Origin of the sequence: Acetobacter sp. P5B1, from assembly GCF_018811985.1 — a bacterium.
Classification (GTDB): Bacteria; Pseudomonadota; Alphaproteobacteria; order Acetobacterales; family Acetobacteraceae; genus Acetobacter; species Acetobacter cerevisiae.
Window position 1 is genome coordinate 1 of the sequence record NZ_JACRVS010000023.1, and the last position, 24,712, is coordinate 24,712.

Annotated in this window: 22 protein-coding genes; 4 read left to right on the plus strand and 18 right to left on the minus strand. The window is 54.7% G+C overall.

Annotated features, from left to right (window positions below):
- Positions 1 to 208: integrase core domain-containing protein (locus tag KP703_RS12210; protein WP_215754309.1), on the plus strand; the 208-nt coding region annotated here is incomplete at its 5' end.
- Between the two features lie 201 nt (positions 209 to 409).
- On the opposite strand, the gene KP703_RS12215 is transcribed toward KP703_RS12210, so the two are convergent.
- From KP703_RS12215 to KP703_RS12230, 4 genes are all read right to left on the minus strand, one after another.
- Positions 410 to 1,297 carry a TauD/TfdA family dioxygenase gene (locus KP703_RS12215; RefSeq protein WP_215755141.1) on the minus strand — a complete coding sequence of 296 codons (888 nt, stop codon included), beginning with the start codon at positions 1,295 to 1,297 and terminating at the stop codon, positions 410 to 412.
- A gap of 15 nt (positions 1,298 to 1,312) precedes the next feature.
- Entirely contained in the window at positions 1,313 to 2,599 is a 1,287-nt protein-coding gene (locus KP703_RS12220; protein ID WP_215755142.1) for an MFS transporter, read from the minus strand.
- A gap of 13 nt (positions 2,600 to 2,612) precedes the next feature.
- The gene (locus KP703_RS12225) at positions 2,613 to 4,022 is read right to left on the minus strand and encodes an LLM class flavin-dependent oxidoreductase (protein WP_215755143.1); all 1,410 of its coding nucleotides are present in this window, start codon (positions 4,020 to 4,022) and stop codon (positions 2,613 to 2,615) included.
- Positions 4,023 to 4,084: 62 nt separating this feature from the next.
- Complete coding sequence (locus KP703_RS12230; RefSeq protein WP_215755144.1) at positions 4,085 to 5,326, minus strand: acyl-CoA dehydrogenase family protein; 1,242 nt, start codon at positions 5,324 to 5,326, stop codon at positions 4,085 to 4,087.
- 300 nt (positions 5,327 to 5,626) lie between these two features.
- Here KP703_RS12230 and KP703_RS12235 point away from each other — a divergent pair, with 300 nt between their 5' ends.
- Positions 5,627 to 8,065 carry a TonB-dependent receptor gene (locus KP703_RS12235; RefSeq protein WP_373687490.1) on the plus strand — a complete coding sequence of 813 codons (2,439 nt, stop codon included), beginning with the start codon at positions 5,627 to 5,629 and terminating at the stop codon, positions 8,063 to 8,065.
- Positions 8,065 to 8,601: a flavin reductase gene (locus KP703_RS12240; RefSeq protein ID WP_215755145.1), complete on the plus strand. Its 537-nt coding sequence runs from the start codon at positions 8,065 to 8,067 to the stop codon at positions 8,599 to 8,601. The genes KP703_RS12235 and KP703_RS12240 overlap by 1 nt, the downstream gene beginning before the upstream one ends.
- Before the next feature lie 211 nt (positions 8,602 to 8,812).
- On the opposite strand, the gene KP703_RS12245 is transcribed toward KP703_RS12240, so the two are convergent.
- On the minus strand, positions 8,813 to 9,745 hold the full coding sequence (locus KP703_RS12245; protein WP_215755146.1) for a LysR family transcriptional regulator: 933 nt from the start codon (positions 9,743 to 9,745) through the stop codon (positions 8,813 to 8,815).
- 101 nt (positions 9,746 to 9,846) lie between these two features.
- On the opposite strand from KP703_RS12245, the gene KP703_RS12250 reads away from it, so the two are divergent.
- Complete coding sequence (locus KP703_RS12250; protein ID WP_215755147.1) at positions 9,847 to 10,614, plus strand: SDR family NAD(P)-dependent oxidoreductase; 768 nt, start codon at positions 9,847 to 9,849, stop codon at positions 10,612 to 10,614.
- A gap of 92 nt (positions 10,615 to 10,706) precedes the next feature.
- Here the strand turns inward: KP703_RS12250 and KP703_RS12255 are convergent, their stop codons facing one another.
- The 13 genes from KP703_RS12255 to KP703_RS12315 all read right to left on the minus strand — a co-directional run bounded on the left by KP703_RS12255 (position 10,707) and on the right by KP703_RS12315 (position 24,552).
- Complete coding sequence (locus KP703_RS12255) at positions 10,707 to 12,479, minus strand: AMP-binding protein (RefSeq protein ID WP_215755148.1); 1,773 nt, start codon at positions 12,477 to 12,479, stop codon at positions 10,707 to 10,709.
- A gap of 15 nt (positions 12,480 to 12,494) precedes the next feature.
- Positions 12,495 to 13,742, minus strand: a complete 1,248-nt coding sequence (locus tag KP703_RS12260) for an MSMEG_0569 family flavin-dependent oxidoreductase (RefSeq protein ID WP_215755149.1) — start codon at positions 13,740 to 13,742, stop codon at positions 12,495 to 12,497.
- Between the two features lie 16 nt (positions 13,743 to 13,758).
- Positions 13,759 to 14,046: an MSMEG_0570 family nitrogen starvation response protein gene (locus KP703_RS12265; protein WP_215755150.1), complete on the minus strand. Its 288-nt coding sequence runs from the start codon at positions 14,044 to 14,046 to the stop codon at positions 13,759 to 13,761.
- Complete coding sequence (locus KP703_RS12270) at positions 14,034 to 15,212, minus strand: MSMEG_0565 family glycosyltransferase (protein WP_215755151.1); 1,179 nt, start codon at positions 15,210 to 15,212, stop codon at positions 14,034 to 14,036. Before KP703_RS12270 ends, KP703_RS12265 begins: the two co-directional genes overlap by 13 nt.
- Positions 15,209 to 16,183: a sll0787 family AIR synthase-like protein gene (locus tag KP703_RS12275; protein WP_215755167.1), complete on the minus strand. Its 975-nt coding sequence runs from the start codon at positions 16,181 to 16,183 to the stop codon at positions 15,209 to 15,211. Before KP703_RS12275 ends, KP703_RS12270 begins: the two co-directional genes overlap by 4 nt.
- Positions 16,180 to 16,743, minus strand: a complete 564-nt coding sequence (locus KP703_RS12280; protein ID WP_215755152.1) for an MSMEG_0567/Sll0786 family nitrogen starvation N-acetyltransferase — start codon at positions 16,741 to 16,743, stop codon at positions 16,180 to 16,182. Before KP703_RS12280 ends, KP703_RS12275 begins: the two co-directional genes overlap by 4 nt.
- Positions 16,740 to 17,849 carry an MSMEG_0568 family radical SAM protein gene (locus KP703_RS12285; protein WP_215755153.1) on the minus strand — a complete coding sequence of 370 codons (1,110 nt, stop codon included), beginning with the start codon at positions 17,847 to 17,849 and terminating at the stop codon, positions 16,740 to 16,742. The genes KP703_RS12280 and KP703_RS12285 overlap by 4 nt, the downstream gene beginning before the upstream one ends.
- Positions 17,846 to 18,829, minus strand: coding sequence for a Nit6803 family nitrilase (locus KP703_RS12290; protein WP_215755154.1), 984 nt, complete (start codon positions 18,827 to 18,829; stop codon positions 17,846 to 17,848). The genes KP703_RS12285 and KP703_RS12290 overlap by 4 nt, the downstream gene beginning before the upstream one ends.
- Positions 18,830 to 18,853: 24 nt before the next feature.
- Complete coding sequence (locus KP703_RS12295; protein ID WP_063908307.1) at positions 18,854 to 19,336, minus strand: MSMEG_0572/Sll0783 family nitrogen starvation response protein; 483 nt, start codon at positions 19,334 to 19,336, stop codon at positions 18,854 to 18,856.
- A gap of 338 nt (positions 19,337 to 19,674) precedes the next feature.
- On the minus strand, positions 19,675 to 21,078 hold the full coding sequence (locus KP703_RS12300) for a PLP-dependent aminotransferase family protein (RefSeq protein ID WP_215755155.1): 1,404 nt from the start codon (positions 21,076 to 21,078) through the stop codon (positions 19,675 to 19,677).
- Positions 21,079 to 21,382: 304 nt separating this feature from the next.
- Positions 21,383 to 22,630, minus strand: a complete 1,248-nt coding sequence (locus KP703_RS12305) for a M20 family metallo-hydrolase (RefSeq protein ID WP_215755168.1) — start codon at positions 22,628 to 22,630, stop codon at positions 21,383 to 21,385.
- 34 nt (positions 22,631 to 22,664) lie between these two features.
- Complete coding sequence (locus KP703_RS12310) at positions 22,665 to 23,516, minus strand: glyoxylate/hydroxypyruvate reductase A (protein ID WP_306789701.1); 852 nt, start codon at positions 23,514 to 23,516, stop codon at positions 22,665 to 22,667.
- A gap of 163 nt (positions 23,517 to 23,679) precedes the next feature.
- Positions 23,680 to 24,552: a dimethylarginine dimethylaminohydrolase family protein gene (locus KP703_RS12315; RefSeq protein WP_215755157.1), complete on the minus strand. Its 873-nt coding sequence runs from the start codon at positions 24,550 to 24,552 to the stop codon at positions 23,680 to 23,682.
- Positions 24,553 to 24,712: the final 160 nt, after the last annotated feature.

Genomic DNA, 24,712 nt, shown 5'->3' on the forward strand with positions numbered 1-24,712 from the left:
TACGCAACCGGGTAATCCGCAGCAGAATGCCTATATTGAACGCTACAACAGAACTGTACGGCAGGAATGGCTGGAGCAGTATTTGTTTGAAAGCATTCAGGACGTGCAGGAGGTCGCAACACAATGGCTCTGGACATATAACCATGACAGACCCAACATGGGGAACAGCGGGCTAACCCCCGCCCAGAAACTAAAAACAGCTGCCTGAATTCTCATTCAATGCCCCACTAAAAATGGGGGGATTACCATCCTGGCTTTCACAGCCAGAAAAGATCTCTCCGGCTTTCTACGTAGTATCGGAAAGAAGAGAGACCAGATGCTCCCGTTACGAGCGAGCATGCAGGGCACAACGCCCCCCCCTGTACTCGTATATAATGACCAGATTATCTTCTTTTAAAACAATCTTACGTTACGGTTTATGCACGAACTGGCTTTGCCGTCCGTCAATACTTACAGGCACATCTCCCTTAACGGTTATACGCCGTAATTCCCGGGCCTGCTGGTCAAAATCTGCGGGGGCGTAATGTTGTGTCGCCCGGTTATCCCATATAGCAACGTCCCCTTCTTCCCAACGCCATGTGACCGTATTTTCTACCTGAGTGATGTAGCCTTGCAGAATATCGACCAGCGCATTGGCTTCACGCGTTGGGAAACCATCCAGCCCAATAATAAAATGACCCAGAATAAGCGTTTTTTCCCCACTTTCCGGGTGTACCCGCACGACCGGATGTTCTGTCACATATAATTTTGAAAGAAACTCCGCACGAAAGGCGGCAATCTCTCCTTTTTTGCCATCAAATTTATAATAGTTCGTATCATAATCATTGGAATGAATGCCCCATGCCGTATCCGCCAGAGCTTTTAAGGGCTGTGGCAAATCATCATAGGCCGTGGCCGTGTTGGCCCAGATTGTGCCGCCCCCATAAGGCGGAATATGAAGAGCCCTCAAAATGGAAGCCTTGGGGTAATCCGGCACAAAAGTTACATCTGTATGCCAGGAATCTGTTGAACGCCCATGCCGGGACTTAAGCTCAAAAGTGTATTTTGTGCCTTTTGGTGCCGCAATGGTTGGATGCAAAATTGGCTCACCAAAAACACGGCTGAGCGCTTCATGCTGGGCATCATCCAAGAACTGCCTTTTAAGGAAAATCACCTTATTTTTAACGAGCTCTGTGCGCAAAAAATCTTTCTGTACGTCTGAAAGCGGCTGTTTGGCATCAATACCATGCAGAACTGCGCCTAAGCGGCTTCCAACTTTTTCGACAGACAGACGTGTTTTTTCAAGAGCAGAAGACATCAGGAAACCCCTTTCTCAGCGTCGCGCAAAAGAAAATGAAGACGGGAGATGAGAACGCGCAGCAGAAGCCGCATCAAGTTCTTCTGGAAGTTTGATAAAGTAGACCAATAAACCGCTTAAGACGAACAACGCCGCATAAACAACCATAACGCCACCAACACCAACAAACGGCTGAAAGACATAAACAATAAGCGGCCCGAGCCAGACACTGCACCCTGCGCCAAAGTTCAGAAAAGACATGGCAAGTCCTTTCCTGTCGGGCAGTAAAGATGGCGCCAAAGCTGAAAGTGGAACATAGCCGGCAAGAGTCAGCCCGAAAAATGCCGCCGAACCGTACAACGCTATGGGAGAGATATGACCGAAATGCGCAGGAACCCAGTAAAGCAATAAACTTGCCAGACCACTCCCTACGCCCCCTACCCACATAATCGTGCCACGCCAGGAAACACGGTCGCTCAAGGCACCGAAAAAGAGATTACAGACAATATTACTCGCAAAAATAGTTTCTAAAAACCGCATCCACTGTGCGCTTGAAAGACCAAGTGTGCTGATGAAGTAAAATGGCATAAAAACAATAATGCCATGCGTTGCGCTCGAATTTATGGCTCGCACAATGCAAGTTAAGACCAGTGAGGGATGAGCACGGATAACACCTACAAGCTCGCTCGGAGCTGGGAGCGCCACCTGAGAAGGAGGAAGAGCGCCTTCGCCTGCCTCTTTATCCCGCAGAACAAGAGCCAGCCCACCGCCTAAAATGACAGCCACAAAGGCCACCCAGAATGTGCCATACTCTCCAAAAACAGGCAGAGAAAAACTGGCCACAACGGTCCCAAGGGTTGGCAGGCCGCATGTAAAGCAGAACCAGAACAGGCCAGAAGCTAACCCCCGCTGGCTTATCCGCACTTCTCTGACCAGCAAGGTCAGAATACCGTAAGCCAGTAACGGGTATCCAAAACCTCTTACGCCGTAGGTCAAAAGTATTTGCCACCCGGAATGGGACGGTACGGCCACGGCAAGAAAAAGAACCTGAGGCACAACCCATAACAAGATGCCGGCAAAAATAACTTTGCGGCACCCAAAACGGTCACACAGAACGCCAGAYCCCCAAGCCGAAACCGCCGCAGCAAGCCCGTAAACTGTAAAGATAAGAGCAACAAAGTGCTCAGTCAGATCATGCCTGACAAGAAAAGGAGAGAGGTAACCAACCTCGACCCCGTCTCCAATCATAAACAGTAAAAGCCCAATATACTGGAAGCTAAAGTCGAAGGGGCTTTTATCGGGAACTTGTGCCAGTCTTGTCATGCCTCCCTCCCCTTTATCCAGCCCGTCTGGCTTCAGGCAGTTCATGCCGTGCAGCCGGGTGATCAGCTGGCGGACGCGCCGTTTGATTTTCAGGAAAAAGAGTTTCCCTCAATGTTGCACCGGCAGAGGCTCTGATACGCCCACGCTTGCGCAATTCCGGCACAACCAGTCTGCCAAAGTCTTCAAAGCTTTCCGGGTTAATCAACTGAACCAGATTAATGCCGTCCGTTTCAGTATCATCAAGCCATTGTTCCAACTGGTCAGCCACATTACTGGCAGAGCCTATAAAAGTGCGAGCCCTCCCAAAACTTCCAGCCGGATTGGCAGCGTTATCCAGGGTCCACTCCCGCCCACTCACGGTCGGGTCAAACTGACGCAGCACAGACTGGCTCGCTTCTGTTTTCTGATAACGAATAACACTCTCGCGTGGAATTTTTGAGAAATCCACGCCTGTCATGGAAGAATAATGAATGATAGATCCTACAGGGTCATAGTATTGATAGTATTCCTTGAACTTTTCCTGTGCGGCTTCATCCGTTTCAGCCACCACAACAGCGACGGCTGTAATGAATTTTACATTCTCCGGCTTACGGCCATGCGTGACCGCTTGCTGCCGAATACGGCGTACATTCCCACGCACACCCTCTGCGCCAGCCCCCACCACAAACACCACTTCTGCATGGCGTGCAGCAAAGTCTGACCCTCGCGCCGATGTCCCTGCCTGCAAAATAACAGGGACGCGCTGCGGGCTAGGTTCTGTGACGTGCCCGTCGGGAACGGTAAAGTAAGTGCCGTTATGCGCAATCGGATGTACTTTATCTGGGTCTGTATACATGCTGTCGTTCAGATCTTTTTCTCGAACAACAGCATCATCCTCCCATGAATCTTGCCAGAGTTTGTAAGTGACTTCCAAAAACTCCTCAGCAACATCATAGCGTTTATCGTGCGCAACCTGCTGCGTTAACCCTAAATTGCGGGCCGCACTCTCTTGTTGAGAGGTCACAACATTCCAGCCAATTCGTCCGTTACTCAGATGGTCTAATGTACTAAACTTTCTGGCTGCCAGATAAGGCTGCTCATATGTTGTGGAAAGCGTAATACCAAAGCCAAGCTTTTCGGTCGCCGCAGCCATGGCAGAAACCAGCAACAAAGGGTCTATCAGGGGGGACTGAATGCCATGCCGCAGTGATGCCTCCGGGCTGCCCCCGTAAACATCTATCTGACCAAGCGCATCCGCAATAAACAGACAGTCAAACCCACTCCGCTCGACTGAACGCGCCAGATCTGTCCAGTATTTTACGCTGGTATAGCGATACGTCTGATCACGCGGATGCCGCCACAAACCATAGTTAAGATGCGAAACGGTCGCCATTGTAAACGCATTTAAAATAATGGGCGCTTGCGTTTTGGCCTGATATGACATTGGTTTACCCTTGAATTCTGGAGGCCGATGGCCGCCGGATAACGCTTTTTCCGAACGGCGCTTTAAACAGCTCCAACCCGCCACTGCTCAGGCGGGAGTTCTCCATTCACCAGAAAATCGCCCACAACCCGTGTGCGATAAACCCTTGGGTTATGACAGCCAATTGTACGGATATTGCGCCAGTAACGGTCCAGCGCCGCCCCACGCAGGGTGGCTGTGCCGCCTAATGTGTCAAACAGTTGAGATGTCGCGTTAAGCGTCAGGGGGAAAATAATTTCTTGCGCCTGCCAGACTTCCAGCTCCGCTTTGATGACAGACGGTCCGCGCTCGTCTTCCTTGCTATCTGCCGCAATTTGCAGCGCATCTGCGGCATGCCGTACAATGGCACGGGCAGCATGCGCGGCAGATGCAACATGGCCTACAATTTCAAGAATTTGAGGGTCATGTGCTGGCAGAGCATGGTTTGCATGGCTAAAGCCGCGCTTGCGGTTTTTAACGGCCTGCGCCACATCCAACGCCGCAGCCTGGGTAATACCGGCGACAGTTGCCAAATGGTACAACTGGAAAAACGCCTGTGAATACGCAAAACCCGTATTGCCTACCCGCAATTCATCATGCTCAACGCTCACATCTCGAAAATGTGCCGTGCCACTCGCAGTCAGCCTCTGTCCGACCCCATCCCAATCGTCGAGAATTTCAAGCCCCGGATCATGCCGTGAGGCAAGGCACTTAACGGTCTCACCGTCCTCATTCGAGCCAGTAACCGTTAGCCAATCAGCATAGAGAGAGCCCGTGGTGAAAAACTTGCTCCCATTAATCACCCAATGACCGTCCTTGCGCGTAAAACGGGTCGCAAACGCATCGCGCGCTGTGCCTTTTTCCGCAGCCGCAGCTCCGGCTGTCTCCCCTTTACCCAGCCGCTCAAACCACCGGCTGGTATAGTCAGATGGCACTTCGGAGCGGAGATGTTCAATAAACCCAAAATGAGCCCGCAAAGCCTGCGCAACATTAGAATCTGCCGTTGCAAGGTCAGTAATGAATGAAAACAGTTCATTCAAAGGTCGACCAAGCCCACCAAACTCTTTGGGGACAGTAAACGCGGTTAAACCACTTTCTTTTAACTGCGCTATCTGTTCAAACGGCAGAATTCTTTCCACTTCCGCTTTTGCGGAATGAGCTCTGATCTCTTCCAGCAGAGATGAGTATTGCGGACTAACCGCATTGTATCCGGTCGAATCCGCCTCACCCCACAGTGTTGCAGCACGGTCCTGCTCAACTGTTCTATTGCGTTTTAACACCCTCATCTCCCACCTTTATGGAAGCAGCCTTTAAAGCCTGCATGCTGACGCAGGGCTTTTTAGAAGCGACTCACGACAAGTGATTTTAGTAAATCAATCAACCCGAATCGCATTTAATCATATTAAACGATTCAAACAAGTTATAAAAATGGCGTATGGAAATTTAATTCACATTGACTCGTGAAATAGACAAACATAATACGATTTTATGTGTGTTAATGGAATCGGAATAATTTAACACCATAAATTATAGTGTAATTGAGCGTGTAGCTCAGGCGGGAGCGTATGGTGGACAGGACATTTTTCGTGTATCTCGTCAGCTCAACAGCGCTGGCCTTCTCTTTCCCTCTTTTGTCGCCTGTCGCAAAAGCACGGGAAACTCTTCTCACAAATCAGCAAGACCAAACCAAAGCCGCAGTAGCGCATCAAAAGGCACGCCAACCCGCACATGCAGGGCGTCCCCATTCGGCCACTAAGGCTCAAACCATTGCACAGGTGGAAGATGTCAACGTGCAGGGGCGCAGGCAGGCCAACTGGGTTGTTACCCCCGTTACAGCCGCAACAATTGCCAATTATGTGCCGGGCACAAACGCACTGAAGGCGCTTACAACCTTGCCGGGTGTTATGTACAATTCAGGAGATCCCCAGGGGTTAAATCTTTGGGGGCAATCTTTCCTGATGCATGGGTTTGACCAAAGCCAGATTGGCATGACACTGGACGGTATGCCTTTGGGGGACCAGCAATGGAGTAACTCCAATGGCTTAAGTCCTTCTGCTGCCATCTCGTCTGAAAATATTACCCGCATGGATGTTTCAGCCTCTGCCGGGTCTGAAGGCGCTGCCAGTATCAGCAATCTTGGCGGCACTGTTCAGTTTGTCTCGCGAGATCCGTCGCACAAAACAGGGGCCACCGTTAACCAAACCTTTGGCAGCAACGCCATGTTTCATACATTTGTGCGTGCAGACAGTGGGGATTTAAACAAACAGGGCACGCGCTTCTGGGTGTCTTATATGCGTAACGACACAAACAAATGGCGTGGCGGCCAAAACCAGTTCATGCAGCAGGTTAACGCCAAATTATTGCATCCCGTTGGAGAAAAAAGCCGCATCACTGCGTTTTTCAACTACGCAGATGAGCAGATGCAAAATTATCAGGACTACAATATGGATATGTTCCGCAATGGCGGCTATCATATTGATAACCTGCTTGGCACGCCTAATGGGTATGAAACGGCTTATCGTCTTGCTCTGGCGCAAAATGGCCGCCCTGGCGGCGCTGTTCCTGCGGCTTACCAAAAACTCCAAAGCCCCTACACCGCCTCTTTCTATGATGGTGCAGGAAGCCAGCGACAATATTTTGGTGGCGTTTCAGCCGACCTGGCCCTGACAGATCGCTTGCGCTGGAACAGCACCTTCTACGGCCATCGCTCGTGGGAGGTCGGGACGGTGACAAGTCCGCTCATTCAGTCCACCAACGGCGCGCCTTTTGTGGAACAGGCCACCATTCCCACAACCCGACGTTTTGGGCTGACCTCGTCCCTCACCTACACCATTGCCCGAAACGAGATTAATGGTGGGGTTTGGTATGAAAATACCCATTTTAATGCCGATAAACGTGCTTATGATGAGCCATTGCTCGAAGATGTTCTGAGCGGTGCCGCAAGACCAGTTGATGGCTTGCACCTGACATCAGATTACCGACGTGAATATGAGCAGGTTTTCAATACCAATACTTTTGTCGCCTATCTGCAGGACACCTACCGTCCAATCGATAGCGTGGCACTCCATTTTGGCTTTCGTTCTGTCTTAAACACCACCCGCGTGGGCCAGCTTGCCAACTGGGAGCCCTACACACGGACGACTGCCATTGCTGGAGGTGCGGGTCTGACAACCAGCAAACCTTTCCTGCCCCATATCAGCGGACAGTGGAGCTTTCTGCCGGGACATCAAATCTATTTTGATATTGCAAATAACGTAAAAGTTCTACCCGTCTCAGGTTATAATAGTGGCGCCTCACCTTTTGCGACCACGCAAGCCGCCTTTGATGCCTCCCGCAACAGCATTACGTCTGAGACAGACTGGAACTACGCTATAGGGTACCGTTACCATTCTCACATTCTTGATGGTAACGTTTACGCCTATCACACTGATTTTTCGAACAGACTTCAGAAAATATCCAGCGGCAGTCCCAATAATCCCTATACTGTCATCAGCAACGTTGGCGCCGTCGCAATGAACGGGGTTGATGCTGGGATTGTTCTGCGTCCTGTCAAAGGCCTGCAAATCGGCAGCAGTATCAGCTACGATCACGCCACTTACTCTGACAATGTAACGCAAACAACAACCGACGGAGTTGTGACGTATGGGATCAAAGGGAAACAGGTCGTTGCCTATCCCCGCTTTATGTATAAAGGCCAGATTTCCTACAGGTGGCAAAATGCAGAAGTCCATGCTGACACACAGTTTATCGGGCAACGCAACCTCAGCTACACTGGCGATGAAAAAGTGCCTTCATATTGGCTGACCAATGCCGGTGTGCGCTACGACCTTACCAGCCTGATTGGCAATGCATCGGCCACGTCTGCTTTCAAACGCATTAGTCTGGACTTGAATGTCTATAATATCACCAATCAGCACTATATTTCCACAATGGGCCAGAATGGCTTTCCTATGTCGGGTGATTATCAGTCCGTCGTGCTTGGTGCGCCACGTCAGTATTTTGGCTCTATTCAGGTTGATTTCTAATGACTCTTACAAAAACAGCTCCGACCTCCACTCATACAGCGCATGTTGACGCTCTCGTCTTTCGCGAAGGCATGTCACGGCTACCCAGTGGCATAACCCTGATTACCACAGGCGGCCCGGCTGGCCTGCATGGCTTTACAGCAACGGCGGTGTGTAGCGTTTCAGACGCACCTCCAACCCTTTTGGTGTGTGTAAACAGAAACACTTCCGCGCATGACCACATCCTATCCCACCAATGTCTGGCCGTTAACGTGCTGGCTGAAGGACAGGAACATTTATGCAGTGCCTTCAGCAGCCGTAAATACACAATGGCAGAACGCTTTGCTCTGGCACGATGGGAACATGGTATAACCGGCGCACCATTACTGGAAGGAGCCGTGGTCTCCTTTGAGTGTCGTGTTTCTCGGGTTATCGACACACCCACGCATAGCATTGTTATCGCTACAGTAGAGCATGTCCAGTGGGACGAGACAGCAGAAAGCGGATTAGTCTGGTTTCAAAAGTCTTTTGCTCTGGCGGAAAAAGTAAGCCAGTAAACTCCTTCTTCTATATGATCCGAGGTGCTAATGGGTAAATCATCCATCGGAAAAAATGCCAAACTCAGTAATCATTCTTTCAAATAAAAGACGAAGGCGGCGGTGACGTGGATTGCGAATCTGCGCCTTTGAAGTCACTGACCAGTGCTGCAATTAAATTCAGACGTATCGTTCTCGTCACCACCGTATTCTTAATTGCAACGATCTCGCTTTACCTCGCCTTTGCACCTGCATAAGGACGTTCATCGGTGTTTTGATGAAACCTCGAACCAATACTCTCCACCAGCCAGTCCACGAACACCCGCACACGTGGAGAAAGCTGCCGGTTGCTTGGATAAAGCACTGAGAGCGGGGTTGGCGTAGGTGGGAAATCGGGGAGGACTTCGATCAGTGTGCCCCTATCGAGGTCCTCCACAAAGCCATAACGCGGAACCTGCACGAGACCGAACCCCTGTCTGGCGGCTTCAGCGTAAGTATCCACACCTCCAACCAGCAGACGCGCCGGAAGCGAGACCTCAATTACCTCATCTCCGCGCGTAAACTCCAATGGCAGGGACTGGCCGGTGCGTGAGGACACGAAGCCGATCATCTGATGCCCCCCAAGATCCTCAGGAGAGGCTGGCGTTCCATACCGCGCCAGATACGCCGGGCTGGCAACCGTCACCTCCTCCATAACCCCAAGTGGTCGGACAATCATATCGCTGTCCGGCAGGTTTCCGGCCCGCACAACGCAATCCACCCCCTCGCGCACCAGATCGACAAACCGCTCACCTTCCCCAAGATGAACGGTCAGCGCTGGATGCCGGGCCAGAAAATCGGGCAGCGCGGGCAGCAGAAGCATCCGCGCCAGACGTCCGATAACATCAGCACGCAACAAACCCGCCACAGCACCACTCGCGCCACGATCCGCATCTTCAAGGTCCGCCAGGATCGCCACGCAGCGGCGATAGTAAGCTGCGCCTTCCTCGGTTGGGCGAACGTGACGCGTCGAGCGGTGCAGTAAGCGCGTCCCTAGCCTTTGTTCCAATGCCTTGATCGCAGCGGTCGCAACGGGGCGGGAGACACCGCAAGAGGCTGCCGCGGCACTGAAGCTGCCACGGTCTACAATGCGGATAAAGAGGTCGAGTGTCGCAAGTCTGTCCATAGGATTATTCCATTGCGCAAAACAATGCTGACGGAAAGAGCACTCTTATCGAACGGATGACAGTGTGAGCAGAATTGCTCCTTCACCAGATGGAGAGTCCCATGCCTGCAACGACCCCGAATCCCATTGCCATCGTCACTGGCGGAAGCCGTGGACTGGGCCGCGCAACCGTTGAGGCTCTCGCCCGGCGCGGCGTTCCCTCAATCTTCACCTATCACACGAACAAATCTGCGGCTGATGAGGTGGTCGAGACTGTCGAACGCTGCGGAGCTCGTGCGATCGCTCTGCAACTCGATACTGGCGATACGCTTGCCTTTCCAGCCTTCGCCGAGGAAATTCGGCGCGTGCTGGCCGCATGGGGCGCCGAGCGTTTCAATTATCTGGTCAACATGGCTGGCACCTCCCATGAGGGGCTATTTGGCGAAGTGACCGAAGAAGATTTCGACGCCGCTTATCGGATTCATGCCAAAGGTCCGTTTTTCCTGACGCAGACGTTGCTGCCGCTGATCGCGGATGGAGGCCGGATCGTCAATATTTCGTCCGGCCTGACACGTTTTGCCTACCCCGGACGAATTACCTACGCAGCCATGAAGGGCGCAGTAGAGGTGATGACGCATTATATGGCTAAGGAACTTGGCGCGCGCCGCATCGCCGTCAACACGGTGGCACCCGGTGCGATCCAGACGGATTTCTCCGGGGGCATAGTGCGGGACAACCCGGACGTCGCCCACCACATTGCAGAAACAACCGCGCTGGGACGCCCCGGACTACCAGACGACATCGGCCCGATGATCGCCTCGCTGCTGTCTGAGGACAATCGCTGGGTGAACGCGCAGCGGATCGAAGTCTCCGGCGGTCAGGTCATCTGAACGATGGCGATTACGGCACTCTCGCATACAGAGTGCCGCACGCCCCAGTGTTTGAGCGGGGCCATAAGAAGGACCCAATGCGACTGATACCATCAGGAGACCAGCAGGCGTTTCCGCGTAATCTTGCCTGATACGGTGGTCGGCAATTGCCTGACGAAGCGGATTTCCCTGAGGCCAATCCACCGGCCAAGCACGTCATTCACCTGCCGGATAATCTCCTCGGACGAAGGAGCACATTCCCTCCCGGCTTCAATCACCACATAGGCAACAGGCCGCTGCCCCCGCAGTTCGTCGGGGGTCGCGACCACCGCACAGGAATGAACCGCAGGATGCGCCGCAATGATTTTTTCAATTTGCACGCCTGAAATCCGGCGCCCTGCAACCTTGATGACATCGTCAGAACGCCCGAGCATATGTACGGCGCGGTCTGCATTGATCATGCCTTCATCGAAGGTGCGATAATACCTGCCGGTCTCATCAAGATAGGCCGTGGGAACATGGACCTCCCTATCCTTCCATATCCCTGCCAGACAACCGGGCGGCATGGGCAGAGAAAGGATAATCTCACCGCAAAGTTCATTGGGCACGGATGACACGATAGCCGGCTGAAATCCCGGCGCAGGCCGCCCGATATCATCCATGAGCGAGACTGGCTCAGACTCAGGCAAGCCAAAGAAGTGGGCGGTAATGCTCCACCCGGTTTCTGTCTGCCACCAGTGATTAACGACAGGTTTGCGGAAATAGGACCGCGCCCAGTCCAGCAAGGTTGGGTCCGCATATTCCCCGGCCACAAAAATACGGGCCAGCGTAGGTAAAACGGGCCCGGACAGATTACGGCTTTCCTGCCGCAGGAGGCGCATCTGGGTTGGGGTGGTAAACAGGCATTTCACCGCATGTTCGTGACAGAGCGCACGGATGGCGGAAGCAGATGCACCGCCTTCGACAATCACGCTGGTGCAGCCGCTGATCAGCGGCGCGTAGACCCCATAGGAATGGCCGACAACCCAGCCCAGATCCGATGTGGTGAAGAAGGTATCAGCGGGTTTGCAGCCATAGATCAGCTCCATGGACAAGGCTAGTGCTACGGCATGGCCGCCGTTGTCCCGCACAATACCCTTCGCATTGCCCGTCGTCCCGGATGTATGAAGAACGTACAAGGGATCTTCGGAACGCAGCATGACCGGTTCTGCTGGCGCGGACTGTTCCAATGTGCGAAAATCATGATCCCGCACCGGCAGAAGCGCGGCCGGATAGGCTTGGCGCTGCGCAATCACGCAGGCTTGTGGTCTGTGCGTCGCTGTGGCCAGTGCCTCGTTCAGGACGGATGCAGACGCCACCGGCGTCTGCCCCTGAAAGCTGCAACTCGCGATGATGACTACCTTCGGAGCCACATCATCAATCCGCCGCGCCAGTTCAGGCCCGGCATAACCGGCAAAAACCACGACATGCACGGCACCGATCCGCGCACAGGCCAGCATGGCGATGGCCGTCTCGACCATGGTCGGCATGGCAATCAGGACGCGATCGCCCTTCCCCACCCCGAGCGAGCGCAGGCCACCGGCAAATCCGGCTACCCGGCCTTGCAACTCCCTATAGGTTACGACCTGATGTTCTCTGGTAGCGCAGGAATGCCAGATCAATGCTGCCTGCGCGCCGCGACCATTTTCAACATGCCGGTCTACCGCGTTATGGCAGGTATTGAGCGTGGCATCGGGAAACCAGTCATGCCAGCCATCCTCCCGCATCCTGCATGCCTTCACAGGCGGCTGCTTCCATGTCACACGCTGCGCCGCAGCCAGCCAGAACGGCTCTGGCTGATTCAGCGCCGCATCGTACATCGCCTCGTATGTTGTCCATGGAAGCATGGCACCTACCTCCGTTCAGGCTACGGGCACATCTTTGCCGGTGATCTGACCAGCCAGCCACGCAGCATCACGCGAAACGCCTGAGAACCGTCCCGATCCCCATGTGTGCAGCCATGGCAAGCCGAGGAAGTAGAAGCCCGGCGCATCCGTCACGCCCCGATGCCAGACCGGCTTGTTGGCCCCGTTGAAGACGGGCACGTCGATCCAGCGATAGTTCGGGCGGAAGCCAATGCACCAGACGATTGATGTGATCCCGGCTGCCTTCAGGTCCAGCGGCGTGTTGCTGCCATCAGGCTCCCACACGGGCACATAGGGAGCTTCCGTCGGGACCGTAATCCCTTCACGGGCAATATACGCATCAATAGATTTCTTGATGTCGGCATTCGTCTTGTCTGCATCATCCAGGTTTTCCTTCAGATCGGGCCTGAACGCCGCCACCTCATCCCGGATTGTCTCCAGCGTGCCGTGCAGACTCACCCCTTCCTTTGCAAAAAGGCGCAGATCAAGATCATGCCCTCCGTTACGGCCCGTGACGTAGTGATTGGTCTTGTCACGGGCTCCGTCGCGCAAAGGGTGATTGTCCACCGTAAGATCGTAAAAACGCATGTCTGCAAGCCAATCCACAACGTCACGCCCACGATAGAAACGCGAGACACGTGGGGCGGAGCCGACACAGAGATGGACCTTGCGTTTTTCGAGAAACAGATCCTCGACAATCTGCGCGCCTGACTGACCACTCCCCACGACCAGAACCGCTCCCTCCGGTAACTGGGCCGCATTACGGTAATCCTGTGAGTGCACCTGAAATATTGAGCGATCAATGGCGCTCGCGTAGCCGGGGATCACCGCGTCCTGATACGCGCCCGAGGCGATGACCACATGCTTTGCGTGCCAGGTATCACCGCCCGCCACTACACGATACCCACCGGCTTCGTGACGTGTGATGGAGGTAACCGCTGTGTGTTCGTGCAAAGGCGGATTAAACGAATTAACAAAGCCTTTGACATAGTCTATTATTTCCTGCTTCACCATGAAGCCGTGCGGATCTTTTCCCTCATACGGATGGCCGGGGAGTTCGCATTGCCAGTTCGGTGTGACCAGGCAGAAATTGTCCCAGCGTTCATCATTCCATGAATGACAGGCGGTTTTTGCCTCAAAGACGATGTGCTCCACTTTCTCGCGGCAGAGATACCAGCTCATCGACAGGCCAGCCTGTCCGCCCCCTACGATGATGACGGGAATGCTTTTTTCGTTCTGTATCATGGTCGTTCTTTTCGTCTCAGGATCTGAAAGACAGGACGCGCACCTGCGCATCGGGATGTGTGAGGAACGGAACACTGGCCTGCCGGATGGCCTGAAGCTGGCCAAGGGCACGGCTGCACGGAAAGCCGTAGCGTGCACGCACGCGCTCACTAGCTTCCGTCAGGGCCGCGTCCGCCTTTTCAAGAAACTCCCGGACCGGATAATCCTGGCCGGGCGTGAAGTGGTCCTGGATGACCAGAGATGGGGAGTAACAATCAGTCTCCTTCCCATCGGGCCAGCGCACACGAAAAGTCATTTCGGGCATGGTGATGACGCTCCGGAAATAGTGGCCTTGACGCGTGGCAGGCCCGCCAGACGCCGATATGCGGGCAGATGCCGACTGGCCACGCTGCGCCAGTCGAAACGGCGCGCCGTTGCTGGGCCGCTGACCTGAAAACGCTCGCGGCTTGGGGTGCTGAGGGCCTCACGCAACGTTAAAAGCAGAGAGTTAGGATCATCCGGCCGGCACCACAGCGCATCCGCTCCCGAAAGATGCTCCGTGAAAGGCGCAATCTCCGGCACCACGGCAGGCGTGCCACACGCCAGAGCCTCCAACGGGCAGAGGCCAAACCCTTCCGTTGCGGACGGATAGGCCAGCACGGCTGCCTGCCGGTAGAAGGACGGCATGTCTTCATCCGCAACCGGTCCGGTTACTGTGACATGATCAGCCTCACCGCTGTCGCGCAGTCGTGCCGTAAACTGAGCGCGATAGGACGAATGATCCAGCAGTGAAGCGCCGCCCACCACAAGCAGATGCACGTCAGGCTGCTCATGGCGCAGGAACAGAAAGGCTTCCAGAAGGTGCAGGGTATTTTTGCGACGCTCAATCCCACCTACGGCCAGGATCAGACGGCGGTCGGCTGGCAGATGATATTGCGCCCGCAGTGACGCATCCTGCATGGTTGGTACGGACGAAAAGCGCAGCGGATCGACGCCATTGCCTACAACGGGGGCTTCACGCCTATGGTCGTCGCGCAGGGTGCGTTCCCACAGCGCACTGACCGTGAACAGTTCAGTTGCAGCCATAAATCCCCGCTCCTGCCGTGCCGCAAGGACAGGATGGGAAAAACGGTCAAGATGGTGGATGGTGCGGGCAAAACCCGCTATCCGCCCTTCTTCCATCAGATCAGCCAGCGCATTGGCGCTGATAGGGTCCTGCGCATGCAGCACATCAAAATGCTCTCCACGCAGAGCGTCCCTGATCTCACCAATGCGGCGTTCCACCAGCGTCGGCAGATCCTGTTCGGGCAGAGCGGGAATGCAACGGGTGGAGCAACGCGGCGTGCGGAAGAAGCCGTTCCCTGTCGTGTCTGGCGCAATCAGAGTGGCAGTGTGCCCGGCGTCGCACAGGGCTTCCGCCAGCGCCATACCATGCACCACGCCACCACGCGGGTTGGTCGAATGCGTCAGGATGCCGATGGAGAACGTCATGGCGCCACCCCCATGAGCGGCGTCCGTGCGAGATCCCAGAAGGTTTCCTGCTCGTCATCCCATGTGACATCAAGCCGCAGCGTGTCCGTCACCTGACCAATCACAGCCGCAGCAATCCCGCGCTCTTTGAACCGGTCCATGACGGCCCCCGCATTTTCGGGGCATGCCGTCAGCAAATAGCCATAGCTGGGGAAAGCCGACAGCCAGCGCTCCATCAGTGCACCCTCAGGACGCGGGATGTCGTCAAGCCTGATGGTCATACCCACGCCAGAACATTCGGCCAGCATAAGGGCAGTTCCCAACAGCCCGGCCATACTGATGTCCTTGGCGACACGGCTCAGACCGTCCTCGGCAATCGCTGGCAGAAGTTCGATATCGCCGCGCAAGCGCACTGCTTCATCGGTGCCACACAGGGCGGAACTGGCGTCCCAGAATGGATGCGGGTCATGCCAGCGGCCCTGCAGATCGATGGCAGCGATCAGAACCTCACCCGGTCGGGCATCAAAGCTGGTCAGCAAATGACGGGCACGGCCAAGGATCGCCACCGAGAGCGAATTATGGGTGCTGCGCATATTGGTATGTCCGCCAACAACCGGCACACCGTAGGTCCGCGCCCCATCATGCAGGCCCATCAGGATTGACGATGCAGCTTCCGATGTCTCGCTCCACAGCGCATCAACCACCGCCACAGGGCGACCACCCATGGCCGCAATATCGCTGACATTGACCATCACGCCGCAATAGCCAGCAAACCACGGCATGGACCGGACAAAACTGTCCTGAAAACCCTCGCTCGCCAGCAGGAGATACCCGTCGCCATCCGGGATCGCTGCGCAGTCATCGCCAAGCCGGATACCCTCACAGGCATCACGCCCCAAAACCGCGACGGCTTCAGAAATATCCTGTTTGGCGGCAAGAGCCCGACCGTTACGGAGCGCACGCAGCAATGTGGCGAGTTCCCCAACCATCACGCCACCTGCCGTGTGCGTGGCTGCGGGCGCAGCAACCATGTCTGGTCCTGCCCGTGTGCCGGATAGCGCGAAAGGTCAGCCTGCATGTCATGATGCGGCAGGCCGTGCAGGGTTATGGTGCCTAGGCTTTTCCAGTACAGGCGGCGGAAAAACAGTACATTCTGTTCCTGCACCTGCGCCAGAAACCGGGTCGCCCCAAGCCCGTGCGCCGTGCTAACCGCCATGCGGATGAGTTCCGCCCCAATCCGCCCCAGCTTGCGATGCTCTGCATGCACAGCCAGACGAGATCCTCGCCAGACACCGGGTTCAGCTTCATGAATGCGTACTGCGCCCACAACCCTGTCCGGCATCCCGGCCATGCAGCAGGCCGCAATGATAGGAATGGCAACGTCGTCGATTGTATCGCGGTCATCCTCTACAAAAACATGCTGTTCTGTGCAGAACACTTCGCGGCGCAGTGCATGATAACCTGCCCGCTCCCACGGCGTGCGGGCAAGACGCACGACATATTCTGTAGGGATGAATGGCCGGTTTTCCAGGCCTTCGAAGATTTTACTCATTGTTCGTACGCCGAAAGCGAGGAACAGGCACCACACCGGCCACATCCTGCCCGGATATCGGTGGATTTCATGTTCGCTTCCCGCAGCATACGCCCAAGAGGAGCCAGAACGGACTTCATGAAATCAGCTGAAGGAGGCGCATGATTTTCCAGAGGAGTTCCGGAGATTGGCACAAATGGCACCACAAAGGGATAGACCCCAAGCGCAATCAGCCGCTCGGCCAGCGCCAGAATGTCTTCGGCACTGTCGCCAAGACCAGCCAGAATGTAGGTATTGACCTGCCCCCGCCCGAAAATGGGCACGGCACTGGCAAACGCGTCCATATAACGCTCAACGCTGACCGTGGCCTTGCCGGGCATGATCTTCTCACGCACAGCCTGAGTGGCGGCCTCAAGATGCATGCCCAGACTGTCTGCTCCGGCATCCCGCAGGCGCTGGAACCAGCCAGGGTCCCGTGGCGGCTCACACTGAACCTGAAGCGGCAGATCAACAGCCGCCCGGATAGCACGGGCTGATTCCGCCAGCACGGCAGCCCCCCGGTCCACCACATTTGGGGTGCCAGTTGTCAGCACCATATCCCGAACGCCATCCAGCTCCACAGCGGCTTTGGCAACTTCGGCAAGCTGTGCCGGGGTCTTGTAAGCGATCGTCCGATCGGCCTCTAGCGACTGGCCAATAGCGCAGAACTGGCAGGACGTGCGCCGATCAGCATAGCGGATGCAGGTCTGATGCACCGTGGTGGCCAGCGTATCTCGCCCATGCAGCAGAGCAATTTTCCAATAGGGAATGCCGTCTGCCGTGTTCAGTCCGTAAAAACGCGGAGCCGCCGGGAAATGGATCGTGCCCAGCGTCTGACCATCACGCAGGAGGGTGCTGGCGCCACTCTGGTCAGGCGGACTGGCCTGAAACGGAGACCGCCGCGCACCGGACGTATAGACCGGAACCATGACGGTCTGACCCGCGATGGTAATCGTCTTGTGGTCGGAAGGACCGGCTCCTCCTTTCCGGGCGATACCGCCAATATCGTCGCCGATCTGAAGCCCGAAAGACTGGAGATCCGTAACGAGCTTACGGCCGGAAAGCGTGCCGAGTGTTGGGACGGTCATGGCTTGGCCTCATCATTGGAGGGACCGGTCGGGTCAACTGCCTCGTGGTCACCGACATAATGCACCGTGCGCGCCGGTCGCCGGTCCTGAAGCAGGCTCAGCAGTTCAGGGCGTGCGTAATGCCCCACGGAATCCATCATCCGCTTGCGCTTGGTGATCAGGGCGAAATCAAGATCGGCAATCACCATCCCCTCGCCTTCCGTCAGTGGTGTGCCGAGCAGTTTCCCTTCGGGAGAGACGATGGCCGTGAAGCACCCACCACGCAGCGGCCCTTCCAGCGCAGGGTCTCGCGCAATATCCTTGATCTGGTCTTCCGTCAGCCACCCCGTGGCGTTCACGACAAAGCAACCGGATTCCAGTGCGTGATGCCGGATGGTCACTTCCATCTGATCGGCAAAAATCTGCCCGACCAGAGAACCCGGAAACTGGGCGCAGTGGATTTCCTCATGCTGTGTCATCAACGCGTAGCGGGTCAGTGGATTGTAATGCTCCCAGCAGGCGAGTGCGCCAATACGGCCAGCGGCACTCTCCACCACTTTTAGCCCTGCCCCGTCACCCTGCCCCCAAACCATACGCTCATGGTAGGTTGGCGTAATTTTTCGGCGCTTGAGCAGGATTTCTCCCGTAGCATCAAAGATAATCTGCGTGTTGTAGAGTGTACCAAAATCCCGCTCATTCACGCCCAGCACCACAACCATACCGGTCTGGCGTGCGGCCTCCGCCACCATGTCAGTCACCGGACCGGGGATGACCACAGCGCGTTCGTAGAGTTCCAGATGCTCGCCGCCGAAGCGGAAAGCGGGCTGGATAAACGAGAAATAGGGGTAATAGGGCACGAAGGTTTCAGGAAAGACCGCCAGCTTCACACCTTTTTCGGCGGCATCGCGGATGGCCTGACAGACTTTCCGGGCAGTCCCCAGACCATCGTCACCCAAGACGGGGCTGATCTGGATGGCTGCGGCGCGAACGATACGAGGCATGGCTTGCGGTCCTTCCTTCAGCCTTCAGAGAGTCCAGGTATTGAGGATGAAAGCGTTATCGCGACGCGCCAGCAGAATGATGTCGAGCACATCCTGCGGATTGATGGGCGTAATACCCGGGATCAGGTTCTGCTCACCGTAGCCGTAAAGGGCCTGAAGCGCGAAGCGGCAGGCATAAACCTTTCCGCCTTCTTCAAGGATTTTCGCGATCTGCTTGTTGCAGTTCATGTGTCCCGGAAAAGCCTCGTCACCCAGACGGGGGAAGCCACGCTGCACGCCGAGGGTCACACCCGGACCATACAGAAGAACTGACGTTTCAAAGCCTTTGCGGATCAGGCGCGTGGCCTGGAGCAGATTTACAAACCCGACAGACCCTTCATTGGCGACAGTATGAAAAGTAATGAGGGCTTTTTCTCCGGGATTGGCTTTGACGTCCTCGAAAACCTTGTTTTCATAATTGACGAAGCAATCACCATCTTTATGCGGAGCGTGTTCGACTTTCGGCATGGTATCTCTCCCGTGTGCTGCGGTCCCGGCGAGAAACCGGGGCTAACCGCGTTGCTGAAGCGAACGTGGCACGGGATGACGAACAGGCAAAATATTGTATGCTCATTAACGACAATACAATCAGATCAAATTATGCCGTAAGGCACCTCTTAATGAGAGCAGTGCCATACAAAAATATGGCTATCACCATACAATGATAAGTTGTTTCCATAACTCTCTGTTTTAATGGGCTTTATTTATCACGCATTCGTGAACTAATGGCCTTTTTGTTTTTCAGAGCATGCACCTGCCACTCCAGAGAATCAGGGTGCACCATCGATTTCAGCCCCCCACTCAGGTCATACAATATCGGCAAAACCGGGAGAGCGTTTGTGCTGCAGGACTGACAGAACTCCTTGCAGAGATTCCTCAAGGCTTGCGGAATCCGGTGCGCTACCCAGCGCAATCCGTGCCCGCTGAGGTGGCTCTCCACTAATGGTAAAAACAGTGCTGGGAACCAGCGCCAGACCACGCCTGCGGGCATAGGCCACAAAATCCGCACTCCCCCACCAGTCCGGCAATTTCAGCCAGACATGCGGTCCATCGGGATTCATGCAGTGCCCCTCACCAAGAACCTTGCGGGCGATAGACTGGCGCAGGCGCAGTTCCTTGCGGATGGCAAGCAGGATTGTATGCGCCTGCTCCGTCTGCATCCACCGCGCGGTAAGCGCACTGAGCAGGCCGGCATTGGTCAGAGCAATCGCTCGGATAGCGGCAGTCACCCTTCGGGCCATGTCTGCATTAGGTAAGGCAACGTAAGCGGTACGCAGGCCCGGACTGAGCGTTTTGGCGAGGGTAGCCACGTAGCTGACACGACTATGATCGAGAGCCGCCAAGGCAGGCAGCGGATCGTCCATCAACAGACTGTAAGGGTCATCCTCGACAATATGGAGATGGTGACGTTGCGCAACTGCCAGAATATCCTTTCGTCTTTGCAGGGACATCGTGGCGGTGGTGGGATTGTGAATAGTCGGAATGCAGTAAAGCAGCCGAGGATGGTGTTCAGCGCAGACCCGGTCGAGCTGGTCAGGCATCATGCCTTCCACGTCGCTGTCCACCCCCACCAGAATAAGATCGAACTGCGCCGCTATGGTCCGGATGCCAGGATAGGCAATACGGTCGGTGACAATAACATCACCGGGCTGGGTGTGCGTGCTGACGATTGCCGCCAAAGCACTCTGGGCCCCCGGTGCGACAAGAATTTCGTCTGTTCGCCGCTGACCGATGACGGGAGCGATCCATTTCGCGCCAAGCTGACGCTCCTCCAATGTCCCACCCGTTACGCGGTAGGACATGAGGCTGTTCAGATCCTGCTGCTTCAGAATGGCCGTAATATCGTTCTGGATGATCCGCTGCAGCGGCGGATCCTGCGGGATGGGCGGCAGATTCATGGTCAGATCGACCACAGCCGGACCGGTATGCCGCCAGTGACTTTCCCCCGCGCCGACACGAATAAAGGTGCCCCGCCCAACCGTCGCATCAATCAGGCCGCGCCGCCGAGCCTCGGTGAATGCACGGGTGACTGTCGTCAGATTGGTACCAAGATACTCCGCAATCGTGCGCTGTGGTGGCAGCTTGTCCCCTTCCCGAAGGTCGCCCTTGCGGATGGAAAGCGCCAGAGCATCGGCCACAGTCATGTAAAGCGCGTTCGGACTCCGGCTGATCTCTTCTTTCCAATGAGCCAGATAAGGATATGCAGACATAGGATGGAACTTCCATACATTCGATGAAAATCCATTAGACCATACGCCATACAATCAGCGCAATCTTAGTGCTTCTTAAAGAGACAGCAGTCGCCCTCTCTGCCCTCTACGACGTCCAGGCTCATCCATTTTCCTGCACTGACCGAAATTTAGCAGGAATCAGCTACAGAGTAGAAATTGCGGCCATCGGTCTCAACCGAGATATGAGACCTCCTACCAACACTCTTCTTGCCTGCGTCATAAGCATGCATTTTACGGAAAACGCCAGAATACCCGGACTGTCAATAATGCGCTGACCAGGTCATCATACCATTTCAGAATCAGCCTGCAACACGGCATGTAACAAGACATTCGCGCCCGCCGTAACGTCATGAGGCTCAGCACTTTCCGCTTCATTATGGCTGATACCTTTCCAGCACGGAACAAAAACCATCGCTGTCGGAACCACCCGCGCAACATAGACGGCATCGTGACCAGCACCCGACACAATTCTGCGGGCGCTATAGCCAAGATTTTGAGCACTTTTTTCAATAAAAGACACGCATAAGGGGTCAAAATGCACGGCGCCCGATGTCCATGTTGAAGAGGTGCTGAACTCCACCCCACAGGAAGCCGCAATCGCCTCCAGTGTCTGGTAAAATTCTTTCTCCATTATTTCCAGAGTGCCGTCCGATGGGTGCCGCAGATCTACTGTGAAATGAACACTCCCCGGCACAACGTTACTACTGCCGGGCAAGCATTCGATGATACCCACTGTACTTAAGCCATCAGGCGCGTGATTCATTGCCACCTGATGCACCCCATCAATCATACGAGCTGCTGCCCATAATGCATCAGACCGCATCGTCATGGGGGTCGTTCCAGCATGAGCGTCCTGGCCTGTTACCGTCACATCATACCAACGCATGGCCTGCACGCCCTGCACCACGCCTATGGTCTTTTCCTCAGCTTCCAGAACAGGGCCTTGTTCAATATGGAGCTCAAAATAGGCGGACGCAGGATGCTTCCCGCAGTCTTCCTTCCCGACAAACCCCGTTTGCTCCAATGCTTCTCCTAGCGTGATCCCATTTTTATCGGGCCGGCTGCGCGCAAACTCTTGAGTAAAGGCACCCCCAAAAACACCAGATGCCAGCATCGGTGGAGTGAAACGGGCCCCTTCCTCGTTGGTCCAATTCACCACCTCTATAGGGTGGCGTGTCGAAATATCAGCACTATGCAGCGCACGCAGCACAGCGACGCCGCCTAAAACCCCGAGAATGCCATCGAATTTCCCACCAGTAGGCTGAGTATCAAGATGGCTCCCAATCATAATAGGAGGCAAAGCGTCGCAAGTGCCGGCACGACGGGCAAACTGGTTACCCATTGAATCATACGTTACAGTGCAGCCCAAAGCTTCACATGTCTGCGCAAACCATGTTCGCACGCTTTTATCTTCATCAGACAAAGCAAGACGACAGATGCCCCCTTTAGGCGTCCCACCAAAACGGGCCGTTTCCATGAGATCGTTCCAAAGAGCAGGACCGTCGATGAGCATATTGCTTTGGGCAGACATTTTTCCGTCCTTGTTCTTAGATAGTGAGGAGAATTCAGTATCCTCTTTGAGGATCACACAATAACGCTGGCTTTTCGCCTCGTTCCATTTGCCCAATCACCTCTGCAACATACTGTGCCTGCATCAAAGGAGACGCTTCTGAAGCAACATGCGGCGTGATGATGATGGAAGGATGCGTCCATAAGGGTGACGCGGCAGGTAAAGGTTCCGGCGTCACTACATCCAAAACAGCACCACACAGAATACCCGTATTTAGTGCATTGATAAGATCCGTTTGAACAACGTGACGGCCACGGCCAACATTGATAAACCCCGCTCCACGCGGAAGTCTTTTAAGGAATTCCTTCGAGATGATCCCATCTGTCTGAGGGGTGCTGGGTAAAAGATTAACCAGAATATCAGCGGTTTCTAAAAACGCCGACAATCCCTCCTGCCCGGCATAAACCGTCACACCAGTCAGAGTTGCTGGAGACCGCTTCCAGCCCGAAACCCTGAACCCAACACGCGCCAGATGGGTCGCAACATATCCGCCTAAATGGCCTAGCCCCATAACACCAATACGCGTTGTATCTGTTGTGCGTGCAATCGTATTGGAAGCCCATCGCTGTTCAGCTTGCTGAAGCGCCCATGTTCTGGCCTGCCTCAAAAGGGCAATGGCTGCCCATGTGACATAATCAGCCATTAATTGACCGGTCTGTTCTCCCCCCATGCGAACCAGAGGGATATGACGAGGAAAGCCGGGGGCATTCAAGAGGTGATCGACCCCTGCCCCCGTGCATAAAATAGCCTTTGCGGTCGCCAATGCAGGATAATGGTCTGCCTCCGGCGACCATACCAGCACATAGTCACTGGGTTGGAGCCGGGTTTGAGACTCATACCACGACAAAACTGACAGGTCCGGCGCAACTTCGGCAAAGGCTTTTTTCCAGATATCAAATTTTTCCGGGCCATCTGCACTGATAATAAGCCGCGCCATACTCTACCTTTCTTTCCTCACGTCATAATAGAAGAAAAACCCTATGATCTTGTAAAGATCATGGAAATTTTTCTTACGCTGACAGTAAAGATTTCCGACGCAGCGGCATAGTCATGCAATGAACGCTCCCACCACCGCGGGAAAACTGGTCCAGTTTCGGATCAAAAACAGTCAGACCTTCTGCACGTAACACGCTGTTGATGCGCGTAGAATGGTGGGGACTAATGACACGACCCTTACCCAACGCCAGGACGTTACATCCCATGTCACGCATGGCTTCCTTGTACGTGACGGGAAGTAGACGAATACCATTCGCCTTGAACCAGTCCAGGTCTTCATCCGCCAGACAATCCACGGCTGCAATGGCCAGATTTTCCGCCACCATTGTGAAAATCACGTCAAGATGCAGAAAATGCTCCGGGAAACGTATCATACGGCACGCCCAGCCAGCCTCTTCAAACCAGCTGATAAACTCCGCTGCTCCAGCTTCATCCGTGCGGCCGCCACTCACACCTACGGCTAACAAACCGGGGCGAATGATATGAATATCCCCCCCTTCTATGTGCCCTTTCGTACAACTTTTCCAGATTTCATCGGGCGCATAAAAAGAGCGGATCTCACCTTCTTCCGCGACACGCTCCTTACGCATAAGCCGCGTTACAACGGTACCAAATGGCGTGGTTTGTGAACTATCGCGCGTATAAACCTGATACGGCATATCTGGATGCGGCTTCAGGAAATGGCATGAAACATCGGCGCCTTTCAAAGACGAAACCAACTCGCCAAATTGTTCGGTCAACGCCGTGCGATCAATGGTTCCACCGTTTGCCATCGTCTGAATGGCAATATCGTTACTCGGGATCCACTGATAGTACTCTGGAGGACAGAGGAGCACATCAGCCAATTCACCGGTCTCGCTATCAATAAACCAGCGGTTTGCTACCATTACCCGAAATCCTTGAGATTGCTACGTTCATCAAGACTGTAACGAATAAGGAATGAGAGCAAAATTAGAATAAACCGGAGTTCACTTTATAAAAACGTTAATTATCTAAATTTGCTACCAAACACGCTAACTGGACGGGATGCTCAAATCGATTTTCTCC

Bases quoted from the DNA above. Each gene is read 5' to 3' on its own strand.
- KP703_RS12215 (WP_215755141.1), bottom strand. From the start codon at position 1,297: ATGTCTTCTGCTCTTGAAAAAACACGTCTGTCTGTCGAAAAAGTTGGA.
- KP703_RS12225 (WP_215755143.1), bottom strand. From the start codon at position 4,022: ATGTCATATCAGGCCAAAACGCAAGCGCCCATTATTTTAAATGCGTTT.
- KP703_RS12230 (WP_215755144.1), bottom strand. From the start codon at position 5,326: ATGAGGGTGTTAAAACGCAATAGAACAGTTGAGCAGGACCGTGCTGCA.
- KP703_RS12240 (WP_215755145.1), top strand. From the start codon at position 8,065: ATGACTCTTACAAAAACAGCTCCGACCTCCACTCATACAGCGCATGTT.
- KP703_RS12245 (WP_215755146.1), bottom strand. From the start codon at position 9,745: ATGGACAGACTTGCGACACTCGACCTCTTTATCCGCATTGTAGACCGT.
- KP703_RS12250 (WP_215755147.1), top strand. From the start codon at position 9,847: ATGCCTGCAACGACCCCGAATCCCATTGCCATCGTCACTGGCGGAAGC.
- KP703_RS12255 (WP_215755148.1), bottom strand. From the start codon at position 12,479: ATGCTTCCATGGACAACATACGAGGCGATGTACGATGCGGCGCTGAAT.
- KP703_RS12260 (WP_215755149.1), bottom strand. From the start codon at position 13,742: ATGATACAGAACGAAAAAAGCATTCCCGTCATCATCGTAGGGGGCGGA.
- KP703_RS12265 (WP_215755150.1), bottom strand. From the start codon at position 14,046: ATGCCCGAAATGACTTTTCGTGTGCGCTGGCCCGATGGGAAGGAGACT.
- KP703_RS12270 (WP_215755151.1), bottom strand. From the start codon at position 15,212: ATGACGTTCTCCATCGGCATCCTGACGCATTCGACCAACCCGCGTGGT.
- KP703_RS12280 (WP_215755152.1), bottom strand. From the start codon at position 16,743: ATGAGTAAAATCTTCGAAGGCCTGGAAAACCGGCCATTCATCCCTACA.
- KP703_RS12285 (WP_215755153.1), bottom strand. From the start codon at position 17,849: ATGACCGTCCCAACACTCGGCACGCTTTCCGGCCGTAAGCTCGTTACG.
- KP703_RS12290 (WP_215755154.1), bottom strand. From the start codon at position 18,829: ATGCCTCGTATCGTTCGCGCCGCAGCCATCCAGATCAGCCCCGTCTTG.
- KP703_RS12295 (WP_063908307.1), bottom strand. From the start codon at position 19,336: ATGCCGAAAGTCGAACACGCTCCGCATAAAGATGGTGATTGCTTCGTC.
- KP703_RS12300 (WP_215755155.1), bottom strand. From the start codon at position 21,078: ATGTCTGCATATCCTTATCTGGCTCATTGGAAAGAAGAGATCAGCCGG.
- KP703_RS12305 (WP_215755168.1), bottom strand. From the start codon at position 22,630: ATGTCTGCCCAAAGCAATATGCTCATCGACGGTCCTGCTCTTTGGAAC.
- KP703_RS12315 (WP_215755157.1), bottom strand. From the start codon at position 24,552: ATGGTAGCAAACCGCTGGTTTATTGATAGCGAGACCGGTGAATTGGCT.